Genomic DNA, 13,332 nt, shown 5'->3' on the forward strand with positions numbered 1-13,332 from the left:
TTGACATCTTAATTCTTTCGTAAGTCACGCGTGTCGATGTGTGAAAGTTTATTGAAATGTAGGATAGGAGCTCGTTAAACTCATGCCATATCAGGATTCGATGGGAGAGGAGATGCACCTGCCTCGTTTGCGTGGCCAGGGCCGAAGTGGCGTGAGGCTCGGGCTGTGGAGCGTGGCGTTGTGTGTGGTCTGCGCGTGCGGTGGCGACGACGTGGAGCAGACGTCCTGCGGCCCTGGTGAGCGCCTCAATCCGGTCAGTGGTCAGTGTGTGGAGGCGCTGCGCGACGGCGATGTCGACGCCGACGAGCTGCCTGATGGCGACTCTCCCGACGATGCCGACGCCGGCGCTGAGGATGCCAGTGAGGCCGACGCTGAAGTCGAGGATGTCGATGCCGACGAGCTCCCGGAGCTGTGCGGGATGGACATGGATCTGAGCTCCGCGACGGTGTGCACCTTTTATGTGCATTCCCCCTCCATGCTCTACCGCCTCGACCCCTTTCGGCGCAGCCTGGAGCAGGTGCGCAGCGTGCCCGAGGGGCTCTTCGACATCGACACCCACCCCGACGGGCGCCTCTTCGGAGTCTCGCCAGAGACGCTCTACCGCTTTGAGCCGGCCACCGAGACCTGGACCGAACTCGCCACGCTCTCGGGGTTGAGCAACCCCAACGGCCTCTGCATCGACAACTTCGGGCAGGGCTACCTGACCTCGCATGACGAACTCTACGAGGTCGATCTGGAGAGCGCTCAGGTGACACGGGTCGGCACCATGGGGAGCGGGTTCTCCTCCAGCGGGGATTGCGTGGTGAACAAGGGCAACACCCTCTTTGTGAGCAGCGCCCCGCGTGGCTTTTACAGCGACGATGAGCTTGTCCAACTCGACGCGCTCAGCGGAGAGGGGGCCCTGATCGGCCGCAGCGGGGTCGACGATATCTACGGGCTCACCGCCGCCTGGGGAGAGCTCTTCGGGACCACGGGCGATGGCCGGCTGGTACGCCTCAACCCGGGCAACGGGCGCGCCGAGGTGTTGCATGACTTTGGCGACGTGGTCTTTCACGGGGCGGCCAGCTCCCCGGAGCGTTGACGCTCACCGGGGCGCCCCAGATTCGACACGCCGCGATGCTCCCGACGGAGCGTCGCGGCTTTTTTGTCGGCGTCAGGGCGCGCATAAAAAAAGCCCGCAGCGCATGTGGTGGCGCTGCGGGCTCAGCCTCCAGGCCACGCGTTTATCGCGGAGCCTCAAGAGGATTTAGAGCAAGGCTCAGAGCGCTGCCATGCGCACGCGCGTCTCGGCACGGGTGGTCTTGCCCACCGAGTTGGTGACCGCGATGGTCAACACGACCACCTCGCCAGGCTCGCCGCCCAGGATTTCGGTGGCAGGAGAGTCAGCCGAGAGAAGTATGACATTTGGGCTGGTGGTGCTCCACTGGTAGCTCAGGTCGCCCCCTTCCGGATCGTGGGCCGACACCGAGACCATCGCCGTATCGGCGAGCTCCACCGGAGAGATGGCCGAGAGATTGTCGATCACCGGCGCGGCGTAATGGCGAGTCTGGACGACCAGCGCGCTCTGGGCGGTGGCGCCGGCGGAGTCGGTCACGGTGAGACGGATGGTGCCGGTGGCGCCTTCGACGTTGGGAGCACGCAGCGCCGGGCGATGCACCGGGCGGTTCTCCGTGATGATGGTAAAGTCGCCGCTGGCCTCCCAGCTGTACTCCAGCTCGGCTTCGACCGGGTGCGAGGCGATGGCTTCCAAGAAGATCAGCTCCCCGGGGTCGGCCATCGGACGCGTGGTGATGAGGCTGGAGATCGAGGGGCCCTGGTTGTTCAAGGTGCCGACCACCAGCTCGCTCTGATCGGTGGCGCCGTGAATGTCGCTCACGATCAGGGTGATGCGTCCGGCCGAGCTGTAGGTGTCGGGAGCGGTGGCGGTCACCGAACGACCGACCACGCTGTCGACCTCCCAGCCATGGGGGACGAGCCATTCGTAGAGGAGTTCATCGCCGTCGGCGTCGACCGCGTCGGCCGAGAGGTCGAACTCGGCGCCCGGGAGCAGCAGCTGCGGCAGCGCGGTCGCCGCGCGGATGCGCGGGGCCTGGTTGGCCGCGGTGCTCACCTGCACGGTGCTGGTGGTCTGGGCGCCGTAGGCGTCGGTGACGGTGACCACAAACGCCGCCGAGACGTCGGGGAGTTCGGGGGCGATGACGCTGACGGAGGCGGTGTCGGTGGCGGACAACTCCCAGGTTTCGGGACCACTCCAGGCGTAGCTCAGCGCGTCACCCTCGGGATCGAGCGCGTTCACGCTCAGCTCCACCGTGCCACCGCGGGCGACCACCGTCGGCTGCGCGAAGAGCTGCAGGACCTCGGGGGCCTCGTTGCCGCGGGTGCTCACCTGCAGGGTGGCCTCGGCGCTGCGCTCCTCATCGTCGGTGACGATCACGCGCAGGGTGCCGGTGGCCTCCAGCGTGTCGGGGGCGCTCAGCGTTGCGGCGTAGGGATTGTCGGCGTCGGCTTCTACGGCAAAGTCGCCATCGACCTCCCAGACCACGCTGAGTTCGCCGCCCTCGGGGTTTCGGGCCTCCAAGAGCACCCGGGTCTGGGCGCCGGGGGCCAGCTCGCTGACCTGGGCGCTTACGCTGAGGATCTCGGGGCCGGCCTGGCGAGGCATCAGCACGAGGTCCACGGCGTTATCCTGCCCGCCGATCACGGTGATCAGAGCCTCGTCGGAGTGGTAGCCTTCCAGAGTCGCGCTCACCAGCACCGCGCCCGCGCTCACGTCATCAAAGCGAAAGGTGCCATCGGCGTCGGTGGTGACCGAGCGGGCGCCCGCTTCAATCAGCACGCCGGCCGCGCTCTCCGCGTCGACCAGGGTCACTCGCCCGACGATGCCCCCCTCCTGAAGGTCGGGATCGGCGACGTCGGTATCGGAACCGCAGGCCATAAGGCTCAGTGAGAGCGCGCCTGCCAGAAGAGAGCTGGCACGCAAGTGCGCGTGATGAAACATGATTTCCTCCAACGGGGTCCTGAGAATATTCGGGGAGAGAGAACTCCCCCATGGTGACCTCATCACCTTGGAGAAAGGCGCACGCCTTGTCAATTTGGCTGTAATTCTAAAGATTTATTGGAATAACGCCCTCCCTCCGACGCCCGGGAGATGCCCCCCGGAGGCGTCCCGGACCTTCGCGGGAGGGCAGCTTAAAGAGGGACAGGCTTCCGCCGCCCTGCTCAGTCGGCCGCGCTGGCTGAGCTCGTCGCCGCCTCACCCTCGGCGGGCGCTTCGGACGCCGGCGCCTCCACCGGCTCGGTGGTCTCAACGGACTCGGGGGCCCGGGAGTCGCCCGCTTTGGGAGAGGTGCTCTGCAGCTTCGGGGTGTCGGCGGGCGTAAAGCTCATCGCATCGGAGTTCACGCAGTAGCGCAGCCCGGTGGGCTGCGGCCCGTCGGTGAAGATATGACCCAGGTGCCCGCCGCAGCGCGCACAATGCACCTCGACCCGGCGCATGCCGTGGCTGGTGTCCATCATCGTGCCCACCGCATCTTCGGAGATCGGTGCCCAGAAGCTCGGCCAGCCGGTGCGGGAGTCGTACTTGGTCTCGCTGCTAAAAAGCTCCTGACCACACCCCGCACACACAAAGGTGCCCGCCTCTTTCACATGCAGGAGCTCGCCGCTACCGGCGCGCTCGGTGCCCTGCTGGCGCAGGATCCGGAAGGCTTCGGGGCTCAGGCGGTGGCGCCACTCCTCTTCGCTGAGCACGACCTCGGGCTCGGCCTCCGCCAGCGGGATGTCCTGGAGGGTGGGGCGCTCAAAGCCCGGCTCGTCGTGGAGGTGGGCGTCCTGCTGGGCCTGAGCGATCACGTAGGCCTGCCGCACCCCCGTGCTCTGGCCGCTGTTGGCCGAGCAGCTCGCGCCGCTGAGCAGCCCCAGGGCCACAAGCCCCAGAAGCCCGAGGGTCATCGGAGTACGCACACCAGAGATGGGATGGGATGGAGAGCTCAAAGCAGCCTCGCGCAAAGTCAGCACAACATCTCGCACTGGCTTTAACATGCGCTTCTGCCGCCTTATTGCCAAGCGCCCATCCGGCGCCCGCTCAGCGGGTGACCAGATAGACGTCTTGAATGGCGTCGAGGTAGGTGCCGGCCAGGGCCTCAATGAAGCCCGAGGCGCCTTCGTCGCCCAGATCGATGGTGAACTCCTGCTCGGCGGCGATGCCCTGGACGACGTTTTTGCGGAAGAACACCTCGGTGGCCTCCGGGTTGAGCTCCCAGGAGAAGGTCACGGCGGGGTCCAGCGGCTCCGGGACCAGGGTGCGCCGCATCCAGGGAATTTCCACCGGGAGGGTGCGCCCGGTCGTAAAGAAGCTGGAGAGGTCCAGGGTCACCTCCGGCTCGCTGTGGGGCAGGAGGGTGGGGCCATCCAGCGCGGCGGCCAGGGCGTTGAAGAGGGCGTCGATGCGTTGGATGCTCTCCACAGAGGGCTCTTGCCACTCCAGGGTGGTCGACACTTCGGCGGTCAGCCCCAGGCGCAGGGCGTCGCGGCTGCGGGAGAGCGCGTCTTTGAGCGCGGTGCGCGCGGCCTGCAGGCGATCGGGCTGAGCCACGCGGCGGAAGAGGCGCGCGTCGAGGTAGGCGACGCTGTAATCCACCGGCAGAAATCCCGCCACGTAGCGGGCGTCGTCCAGGTGGACTTCCTGACGCCAGGCCCCCAGAGCGTCTTCCAGCGTCCAGCTATGCTCGTAGGCCCCCAGGGCGTAAAACGTGGCGCGCACCACCTGGATGAACGCCTGCATCGTGGCCAGCTCCGCGCGCCCCAGCGTCAGGCTCAGCGAGGGATCGTGGAAGAGCTCCCCGGGCACATAGAGGCGCACGAAGTTCGGATCGTCGATGGCCACCTGCAGTTGTTGATCGAGTCCGTTGAGGGCGTTGGCCACGCTGACCAGGTGGCGTGCCAGGGTATCACCCGGCTCATTGAGCCCTTCCACAAAGACCTGGGCGGATTCAAGCTCGCGGCGCGTCCAGGGGAGATCGTCGGCGAGCAGGCTGCGGATGCCCATAAACTGGCCGTCGTCGGCCCAGCGCGCGCCGCGGCTGGCCCAGTACAAAAAGCCCTCTTCGCCGTAGATCACCTCGGCGGCATCCAGCCCGCTTTGAGCCCCGAGCGACTCGATGAGCAGGCGTTTCACCTCGGGCATCCCGGGGATCAGGAGCATGTCGCAGAGCGCGCGCCCGGCGGCCGACTCCCCTTCGGCGGGGTTATGGAGCAGGCGCTCCTGATAGATCGCGCGGGCCAGATCCAGGTCGTGGTTCATCAGCGCTTCTTCGGCGTCGCTCAGGCTGCGAAGCTCGCTCGGCTCCCCCGAATCGTCGTCGGGCCCGGACATGGGGTCCGATTCGAGCGCCGCGCCACAGCTTGCAGAACCGAGCGCCAACGCCGTCGCCAGCGCCGCTTTTCCCACCCAGGCTTTCCAACCCATCGTCTGTTTTTTCATCGGGACTCGTCTCCACGCGAACTTCAGCGTAGTGCACCGGGCGGCGGCTCACAAGATCTTGTGGGCAATGCCGGCGTGTGGCGCACAACGAACGCACTCCGCCCGGGAGTACTGCAAGTTCCTTGCCGCCTTCTGGTGGCCGGGGCCACTTAATCGACATGGCCCCGTCTTTCAAGGCTCGCGTGCCCCGGGCCCGCGGCCTTTTGCGTGCCGGGCACTCCGGGCCGCTGGTCAAGCGCTGCTCCACCCCCGGGGTAACACGGTGCGAGGCGCTGGCGCCTGCCAGCTTCTCTGCCCCGCGCGCTCCGCGAGGCCTCGATTTCGGATCCCGGGCGTCGACGCTAGAGTCTCACCGCCTTCTTCCTCTATACTGGTCGGGTGCCCCCCGAAGTTCGGGGGCACCTTCCTTTGTTGAGAGCGCGCGTAAGACCATGCCTACCTCGTCTCAAAGCCCCGGCCGCTTTCGGCCCCCGACAGCGCGCCCCGGCGCGCTTCTGGTGCTGCTCTGCGCCTGGGCGCTGGCGGGCTGCCCGGGCTTCGAAGACGAACTCAGCGGCCATTACCGCCAGAGCATCATCGGGGAACTCGACGATCAGGCCCTGGCCGTCGACCTCTTTCGCTTTGGCGATGAGGTCCGCGCGGTGGTGCGTTTTTATACCCTGGCCTCGGCCTCGTCCCGCGAAGACGCCTACGCTCCCGACAACCAGACCCGCTGCGCCTGGACCTCCCCGGCGCCCTTCGATGTGAAAGCCGGCACCTTTGAGCTTCGTCTGCAGGCCACCGCGCGCCACCCCGGCGTCGACCTCTCGGGCAGCTTCGACGCCGCCGGCAACCTCCAGCTCCTGGTCGCCCCGGATGACGTCACCTCGCCAACCCCGCTTGTGATGGAGCCTACCGGCGGCACTCCCAACGCCGCCTGCCAGACCATCGACGACCTGGTGCTGCGCGCTCGCTTTGGCAACGCCTCCCCCCAGGGGCTGGACCCGCAGACCTACACCCTGCGAAACCCCGTCTTCAGCCTGCTCTGGGTGGGCGTGGAGGCCGTCGATAATAACGGGGCTCTGGTCTACGTGGCCATCAATCGCACCGAACCCTCGGTGCGCCTGGAGCCGGGCCGCCACTTCACCCCCGCCGACAACGCGCTGGAGGGCGACCTGCGCCTGAGCGTGCCCTCACCGCCGGAGCGCATCCTGGCGCGCAGCGGCACCACCCGCTACGGCCTGGCCCACCTGGTGGTGATCGACGACGCGCAGAACGAGGGGCGATTTGGCTGGGACATCAGCGCCGAGCCCATCGTCGCCACGAGCCTGGAGCGGGGCCGGGTGGACGATGCCCCCGAAGGTGTGGAAACCAACGGTTGGGGGCGCGCCATCTTCTTTGTGGAGGGCTCTCTCAATCAGCTCGACGCCGGGTTGCGCGCGCGCATCGAAGGTCTGGAGGAGGCCAGCCCCAACCAGCACTTTTACATCGCGCAGGTCTTCTTCTATAACGAAGACGTCGTCGCCCTACGATTGCCACCGCGGCCCCGACCGGGCCTGGTGCCCAACGCCGTCGACCTCCAGCTGACCACCGACCACCTTGAGGCTCGCGAGGTGCTCTTGCCTCGCCTCTTCCATTACAACTGAGTCGCGATGCCCTCGGCGCCCACGGCCAACATAACCCGGGCGCGGCGAGTGCCCGCGGTGGCCCCGGTCCTGGCCGCGTGGGTGGTTTGCTGTGCGTTGATGATGGTGGGGAGTACCCCGGCCCAGGGCCAGGAGATTCCCGCCAGCACCGAGCCGCGCTTGCGTCTGGCGCTGGCCCCCCAGGCTCGCGCCTTTGCGCTGGAACACGACCTCAGCGCGGAGCAGGCCGCCGAGCTTCACCAGAGCCTGGCCCGCGGCGCCTGGCGCTACTTCGCCCCCGGAGATGAGTTTGCGCTGATCGCGCCCGACCACCTCACCGAGGCCATCACCTCCGAGGCCCTCTACGAGGGCACGCTGGCCCTGGCGCGGCAGTGGCACGAGATGGGCGAAGAGTCCTTTAAGCGCCTGGAGCCCGCCGACGCCATCAAACATCTGGAGCGCGCGCTGCAGAACTATCGCGCGATTCATCACGATGTGATCCAGCCCGAAGAGGTCGCCCAGACGCTGCGCTTTCTGGCGCTGAGCTACCTGGAGGACGGCACCAACGTGGTGCGCCCCCTGGAGCTGATGCAGGAGATGATCCTGCTCGATCCGCAGCGCCGCATCCTCCCGGGCTACTATCCCGACTTCATCGTTCAGTATTACCAGAGCGCCCGCAATACCCTCTGGCGAGAGCTGGAGCAGCGCGGCCCCTCGCTGGAACAGGCCCGCCGTGAGGCCGGCATCGTCGGCGCCGACCTGCTCCTCTACACCTTTGCGTTCCCCGCGCTCCCGGCATCTGCTCAGGGCGGGGCGCCGGTCGACGCGCCGGCGGCGGGCATCACCGTGGTGGCCTACCTCTACGACGCGCGCGAAGACGCGTTTTTGCCGCCGGAGTCGATCTCGCTGCGCAGCCTGCAGCCCGAGCTGCTGCAGAGCGCCGCCAACCGCCTGGCCAGCCGTCTGGCTGCCTGCGTGCTGGAGCCCCTGCAGGTCGCCGAGCCCGCCCCCGCCGATCTGGTGGCCTCCCGGGGGCAGGGCCGTTTGAGCCTGGAGCTGGGCCTGGCCTACGCCTCTTTTTTGAAGGTGGACGCCCCCCTGCAAACCCCCTTTGGCAATGTGGGCATGGGCCTGGGCGCCGACTACGCGCTGACCCGCGAGTTCGGGCTGGTGGCGGGCCTGCAGATCTTAAACTCGATGCGCGACTACGACGGGCTCTTGCGCGAGGATTTCACCACCTTTCGGGCCTGGGCGGGAGGACGCCTGGCCTGGGAGATCGGCCCCCTGGAGCTGGGGATCGCTGCCAGCTTTGAGCTCGCCAACCTCTCGCCGATGCGCGTCTTCACCGATAAGAGCTGCATCCCGGCCCCCGACCTCCTCTGCCCCGGCGATCTGGGTACCCGCACCTTTGAGAATAAGGGGGCGTCGGTGGGGGCGCGCCTCAATCCCCGAATTTCCTGGCGGCTGAACAGCTCGCTCTGGCTGACGCTGAACAGCTCGCTCAGCTATTACATCGGCTCCCCCGATGAGCGCCCGATCAACCTGCCGGTGAGCACCGATCTGGGCATCCGCTATCGCTTTTGAGCCTCCCCCGGGGGGAAGAATCCGCGGGCCACGGCGCTTTGCTTCTGCGACGCGGCGGCCGATGATAGGGCCACCGCGCCCGATACTCCGGGGCCGATACCACCTGAATTAACCTGTGATGCGCGCCCCTGTGAGGCGCTTTTTAAGGATGAAGCGATGATCGATCTCCCTCTTCAGCACGCCACCGCCGTCGCTCCGGCCACGGTGGCCAATGTCGCCGTCGGTTTTGACATTCTGGGCTTCAGCTTAAGCGACCTCGACGGGCGAGGCCTGGCCGACCGCGTGCGCGTGGAGCGCGTCAAAGAGCCCGGCGTGCGTCTGATCACTGTGGAGGGCGACCCGTCCCTCCCCGATGATCCGGAGCGCAACTGCGCCACCGCCGGACTCGTCGCCATGGCCCGGGATCGGGAGCTCGACTTCGGCCTCCACGTCTCGGTGTTTAAGGGCGTGCCCCAGGCCCGCGGCCTGGGAGGGGCGGCGGCCAGCGCCGTGGCCGCAGTCGTGGCGGCCAGCGCCGTGCTCGACACCCCGCTCTCGTTGCCCGAGCGCTTCAAATACGCGCTGCTCGGCGAAGCCGTGGCCACCGGTGAGCCCCGCGGCGACAACGTCGCCCCGGCCATGCTCGGCGGTCTGATTCTGGTGCGCTCCATGGATCCCTTTGACGTGGTGCGCATCCCGGTGCCCCACGACTTTGGCGCCGTGCTCGTCGTGCCCGAGCACTCGGTCGATGTGCGCCTCGCCAGGGCCAACCTGGGCAAAGACGTTCCCCTGGACGCGCACGTGGCCCAGTCGGCCAACCTGGCCGGATTCATCACCGGGTGCTTCCGCGACGACCGCGATCTCATCGCCCGCTCGCTGCGCGACCTGGTCATCGAGCCCTGGCGCGCCCCTTCCGTCGAGGGCTTTGAGGCCGTGCAGCAGGCCGCGTTCGATGCCGGCGCTCTCGGATGCTCGATCTCCGGGGCCGGCCCGGCCTGCTTCGCGCTCCACGACTTCCGCACCCGGGGCAAGACGATCGAAGACGCCATGCTCCAGGCCTTTGAGGCCGCCGGCGTGCCGGCGCTGGCGTTTCGCTCCCCGGTCAACGGCCTGGGCGCTCACCTGATCGAGCGCGGCCCGCTCCTCTAAGAGGTGGCCGCCCCTGGCGGCTCCCCTCACGTTTGCCTGACTCCTGTTGCCTCCGCCCCGAAGACGTTATGCCCATCGACGTTGATACCCGACGCCTGACCCCTCCCTCGGACCACCCCTTTAAGCGCCTGCTGCGCTACGCCGGACCGCATAAAAAGCGCATCTGGGCGGCGGCGTCGGCCTCGGTGCTCAACAAGATCTTCGATCTCGCGCCGCCGGCCCTCATCGGCGCGGCCATCGACGTGGTCGTCAAAAAGGAAGACTCCCTGCTGGCCGGGCTGGGCATCGTCGATGTGACCCACCAGCTCATCGTGCTGGCGCTGCTCACGGTGGTGGTCTGGGGGCTGGAGAGCGCCTTTCAATACCTGCAGGAGTGGTTGTGGCGAAACCTGGCCCAGACCATCGAACATGAGCTCCGCCAGGACGCCTACAGCCATATCCAGAACCTGGAGATGGCCTACTTTCATGAGCAGTCCACCGGCGGGCTGATGGCCATCCTCAACGACGATATCAACCAGCTGGAGCGCTTCTTAGACACCGGCGCCGATGACATCCTCCAGGTCGCCACCACCGCGGTGGTCATCGTCACGACCTTCTTTATTCTGGCCCCGCAGGTGGCCTGGATGGCCATGCTCCCGGTGCCCCTGATCATCTGGGGGAGCTTCAAATTCCAGCGTATGCTCGCCCCGCGCTACGCCCGGGTACGCGAGCAGGTCTCCAGCCTCAACACCCAGCTCGCCAATAACCTCTCGGGCATCGCCACCATCAAGGCCTTTGCCACCGAAGATTACGAGCGCGCCCGCATCGCCGCGGAGAGCGAGGCCTACCGCCAGGCCAACCGCCACGCAATCCGCTTAAGCGCGGCCTTCTCGCCACTGATCCGCATGGCCATCGTGCTGGGCTTTGCCGCCACCCTGGTCTACGGCGGGATGATGGCCCTGGAGGGCACGCTGGCTGTCGGCGTCTACTCGGTGCTGGTCTTTCTTACCCAGCGCCTGCTCTGGCCCCTGACGCGTCTGGGCAAAACCTTCGATCTGTACCAACGGGCGATGGCCTCGACGCGGCGAGTGCTCAACCTGCTGGCGACCCCGATCTCGATCGTCAGCGGAGAGACGCCCCTTCGCAAAGAGGAGGTGCGCGGAGAGCTCGTCTTCGACAAGGTGGGCTTCGCCTACCCCGATCGCGATCCCATCCTGCACGACTTCAACCTGCGGATTGCCGCTGGCTCCACCCTGGGAGTCGTCGGGGCCACCGGCGCCGGAAAGAGCACCTTGATCAACCTGCTGATGCGCTTCTTTGAGCCCCAGCAGGGGCGAGTGCTGCTCGATGGGAAACCGCTGAGCGAACTGCGCACCGAGGATCTGCGCCGGGCCGTGGGCCTGGTCAGCCAGCAGTCCTTCCTCTTTCACGGCAGCGTGCGCGAGAACATCGCCTACGGCTCCTTTGAGACCTCCGACGCCCGGATCCTGGAGGCCGCGCGCCAGGCCGAGGCGCACCCCTTCATCCAGGCCCTGCCCCGCGCGTACGACACCCTGGTGGGAGAGCGTGGCGAGACCCTCTCCGGAGGCCAGAAGCAGCGCGTCTCCATCGCCCGCGCCGTGCTGCGCGACCCCCGGGTGCTCATCCTCGACGAAGCCACCAGCGCGGTGGACAACGCCACCGAGGCCGCCATTCAGCGCTCGATGGATCGTCTGGCAAAGGACCGCACGATGATCATCATCGCCCATCGCCTCTCCACGGTCCGGGCGGCCGACCGCATCATCGTCATGGACCGCGGCCGCATCATCGAGTCGGGCACGCATGAGGAGCTCGTGGCGCGGGGCGGCGAATACGCCTCGCTCTGGGCCATCCAGACCGGGGGCGCCCTGGCCGCCGCCGAGTAGCCCGGGCGGCCGGCTCAGGCCCAGGCCCCCTCTGGGCACGTCCGCCTGCCGCGTCGCATCGCGCGTGTTTAACTTCAGAGAGACGCCCCTCATGAAGAGGGGCGCCTGGAGGCGGAACACGACGACTTCATCCACACGCCACAACGCTCAATGGGGGGCTTGCGATGACATCGGTACACTTGGGGTTGCGCGCGCTGATCGTCGCGCTGACGCTGCTGCTCAGCGCTCCGGCCCGCTCTCAGATGCTGATCTCTCCCGAAGACGATCCCGACGCCTGGGATGAGAGCGAGAAGCTCTTCGGGCAGCGCACCGACGACGATGAAGGCGACGTTGGTGACGAGGACCTTGAGGACCTCGAAGAGCTCGATGGCGGCATGGACGCCGACACCAGCCCCCCCTCGCCCGACGCAGCGCCACCCACCCCGAGCGCCCCTCCCGCTCAAGGAGGCGGCCCCCCCGGGGAATCGCCCGCAGAGCGCGGCTCCGGCCTCAACGGGGCGGCCACCCCGAGCTCGGATGCCAGCGTGGCCGGCTGCCAGAGTGGCGGCGCCCAGGGGAGCCCCTGGGCGATCTCGGTGGTGCTCATTGGCTTTATGCTCCTGCATGCCGCCGGGCTGCTCGGGCGCCGGCGGCATCGCTAGGCTCAGGGCTCCAGAGGCACCGCCAGATAGGGATAGACCCCAAAGGGATCGCAGCCCGAGGTGCAGGGAGGTCCCGGCACCACGCCCAGGCTGGAGTCAAAGGCCAGGGGCCACTCGATGATGGCCGCGTACCACATGCCATCCTCGTAATCGAAGTATTGTGAGTCGCGGAAACGCTCCACGCCGTTGACCTCGATCACCAGCGTAGCTCCCACGTTGTAGGCCAGGTCCAGGTCGGTGGGGCGCACCCCCACGTGGTAGCGCCCCACGCCCGGGTTGTCGTGGCCCAGCTGCTCCACCTCATAAGGGTTGTAGGCGTCGAGAAGCGTGACCTCGCCATCGGCGCCCCAGTTGGCCTGACTGTGATTGAAGTACACGCAGCCCGCCCCGGTCATCGTCTGCGCAGATGTCGGGCAGTAGTAGAGATCCAGGTCCGGGTAGGCCCACACGTCTCCACCATCATCCCACACCAGCTTGATCGTGACCCGCGCCGGGCCCGGCCCCACATCGGGATCGGTGCCCGTATCGGGATCGGTGCCGGTATCGGGGTCGGTGCCGGTATCGGGGTCGGTGCCGGTATCGGGGTCGGTGCCGGTATCGGGATCCGTGCCGGTATCAGGATCCGTGCCCGTATCGGGATCCGTGCCCGTATCGGGATCCGTGCCGGTATCGGGGTCGGTGCCCGCGTCAGGCTCAGAGCCCGTATCGGGGTCGGTGCCCGTATCAGGATCCGTGCCGGTATCAGGACCCGTGCCGACGTCAGGGTCAGTGCCGCTATCGGGGAGCTCGGTGTCCTGATGGCCTTCTTCTCCGGCGTCGGGCTCATCGTCGCCCGGGCCGCGGGTGTCACGCAGTGGTGTCTCGCTGCACTGCGCCGAAAAGGGGTCGTCGCAGGGATCGGGTTGCATCACGCTGTCTGAGCAGCCCATCAGCGTCAGCATCAAGAAAGCAGGCAGCACATGGGGTTGAATTTTCACCTGGTCGCTCCACAGGTCATCGCGACGCTTCGTCGC

At 67.3% G+C, this 13,332-nt stretch carries 10 protein-coding genes; 6 read left to right on the forward strand and 4 right to left on the reverse strand.

Annotated elements, in window-relative coordinates:
- The first annotated feature begins 112 nt into the window (after positions 1 to 112).
- Positions 113 to 1,081 carry an NHL repeat-containing protein gene (locus DL240_RS14190; RefSeq protein WP_146618309.1) on the forward strand — a complete coding sequence of 323 codons (969 nt, stop codon included), beginning with the start codon at positions 113 to 115 and terminating at the stop codon, positions 1,079 to 1,081.
- Between the two features lie 177 nt (positions 1,082 to 1,258).
- On the opposite strand, the gene DL240_RS14195 is transcribed toward DL240_RS14190, so the two are convergent.
- The 3 genes from DL240_RS14195 to DL240_RS14205 all read right to left on the reverse strand — a co-directional run bounded on the left by DL240_RS14195 (position 1,259) and on the right by DL240_RS14205 (position 5,479).
- Positions 1,259 to 2,998, reverse strand: a complete 1,740-nt coding sequence (locus DL240_RS14195; protein ID WP_158542585.1) for an Ig-like domain-containing protein — start codon at positions 2,996 to 2,998, stop codon at positions 1,259 to 1,261.
- 221 nt (positions 2,999 to 3,219) lie between these two features.
- The gene (msrB, locus tag DL240_RS20960) at positions 3,220 to 3,990 is read right to left on the reverse strand and encodes a peptide-methionine (R)-S-oxide reductase MsrB (RefSeq protein WP_233497071.1); all 771 of its coding nucleotides are present in this window, start codon (positions 3,988 to 3,990) and stop codon (positions 3,220 to 3,222) included.
- Positions 3,991 to 4,081: 91 nt separating this feature from the next.
- Positions 4,082 to 5,479, reverse strand: coding sequence for a hypothetical protein (locus tag DL240_RS14205; RefSeq protein ID WP_111730563.1), 1,398 nt, complete (start codon positions 5,477 to 5,479; stop codon positions 4,082 to 4,084).
- Between the two features lie 431 nt (positions 5,480 to 5,910).
- Here DL240_RS14205 and DL240_RS14210 point away from each other — a divergent pair, with 431 nt between their 5' ends.
- From DL240_RS14210 to DL240_RS14230, 5 genes are all read left to right on the forward strand, one after another.
- On the forward strand, positions 5,911 to 7,104 hold the full coding sequence (locus DL240_RS14210) for a hypothetical protein (RefSeq protein WP_111730564.1): 1,194 nt from the start codon (positions 5,911 to 5,913) through the stop codon (positions 7,102 to 7,104).
- 6 nt (positions 7,105 to 7,110) lie between these two features.
- Entirely contained in the window at positions 7,111 to 8,667 is a 1,557-nt protein-coding gene (locus DL240_RS14215; RefSeq protein WP_111730565.1) for a hypothetical protein, read from the forward strand.
- Positions 8,668 to 8,823: 156 nt separating this feature from the next.
- Entirely contained in the window at positions 8,824 to 9,795 is a 972-nt protein-coding gene (locus tag DL240_RS14220; protein ID WP_111730566.1) for a homoserine kinase, read from the forward strand.
- Between the two features lie 68 nt (positions 9,796 to 9,863).
- Positions 9,864 to 11,678, forward strand: a complete 1,815-nt coding sequence (locus DL240_RS14225; protein WP_111730567.1) for an ABC transporter ATP-binding protein — start codon at positions 9,864 to 9,866, stop codon at positions 11,676 to 11,678.
- Between the two features lie 164 nt (positions 11,679 to 11,842).
- Positions 11,843 to 12,319, forward strand: coding sequence for a hypothetical protein (locus DL240_RS14230; protein WP_146618310.1), 477 nt, complete (start codon positions 11,843 to 11,845; stop codon positions 12,317 to 12,319).
- Between the two features lie 2 nt (positions 12,320 to 12,321).
- On the opposite strand, the gene DL240_RS20285 is transcribed toward DL240_RS14230, so the two are convergent.
- The gene (locus DL240_RS20285) at positions 12,322 to 13,296 is read right to left on the reverse strand and encodes a hypothetical protein (protein WP_199589820.1); all 975 of its coding nucleotides are present in this window, start codon (positions 13,294 to 13,296) and stop codon (positions 12,322 to 12,324) included.
- Positions 13,297 to 13,332: the final 36 nt, after the last annotated feature.

Source organism: Lujinxingia litoralis, from assembly GCF_003260125.1.
Classification (GTDB): domain Bacteria; phylum Myxococcota_A; class Bradymonadia; order Bradymonadales; family Bradymonadaceae; genus Lujinxingia; species Lujinxingia litoralis.

Bases quoted from the DNA above. Each gene is read 5' to 3' on its own strand.
- DL240_RS14195 (WP_158542585.1), bottom strand. From the start codon at position 2,998: ATGTTTCATCACGCGCACTTGCGTGCCAGCTCTCTTCTGGCAGGCGCG.
- DL240_RS14225 (WP_111730567.1), top strand. From the start codon at position 9,864: ATGCCCATCGACGTTGATACCCGACGCCTGACCCCTCCCTCGGACCAC.
- DL240_RS14190 (WP_146618309.1), top strand. From the start codon at position 113: ATGCACCTGCCTCGTTTGCGTGGCCAGGGCCGAAGTGGCGTGAGGCTC.
- DL240_RS14205 (WP_111730563.1), bottom strand. From the start codon at position 5,479: ATGAAAAAACAGACGATGGGTTGGAAAGCCTGGGTGGGAAAAGCGGCG.
- DL240_RS14210 (WP_111730564.1), top strand. From the start codon at position 5,911: ATGCCTACCTCGTCTCAAAGCCCCGGCCGCTTTCGGCCCCCGACAGCG.
- DL240_RS14230 (WP_146618310.1), top strand. From the start codon at position 11,843: ATGACATCGGTACACTTGGGGTTGCGCGCGCTGATCGTCGCGCTGACG.
- DL240_RS14220 (WP_111730566.1), top strand. From the start codon at position 8,824: ATGATCGATCTCCCTCTTCAGCACGCCACCGCCGTCGCTCCGGCCACG.
- DL240_RS14215 (WP_111730565.1), top strand. From the start codon at position 7,111: ATGCCCTCGGCGCCCACGGCCAACATAACCCGGGCGCGGCGAGTGCCC.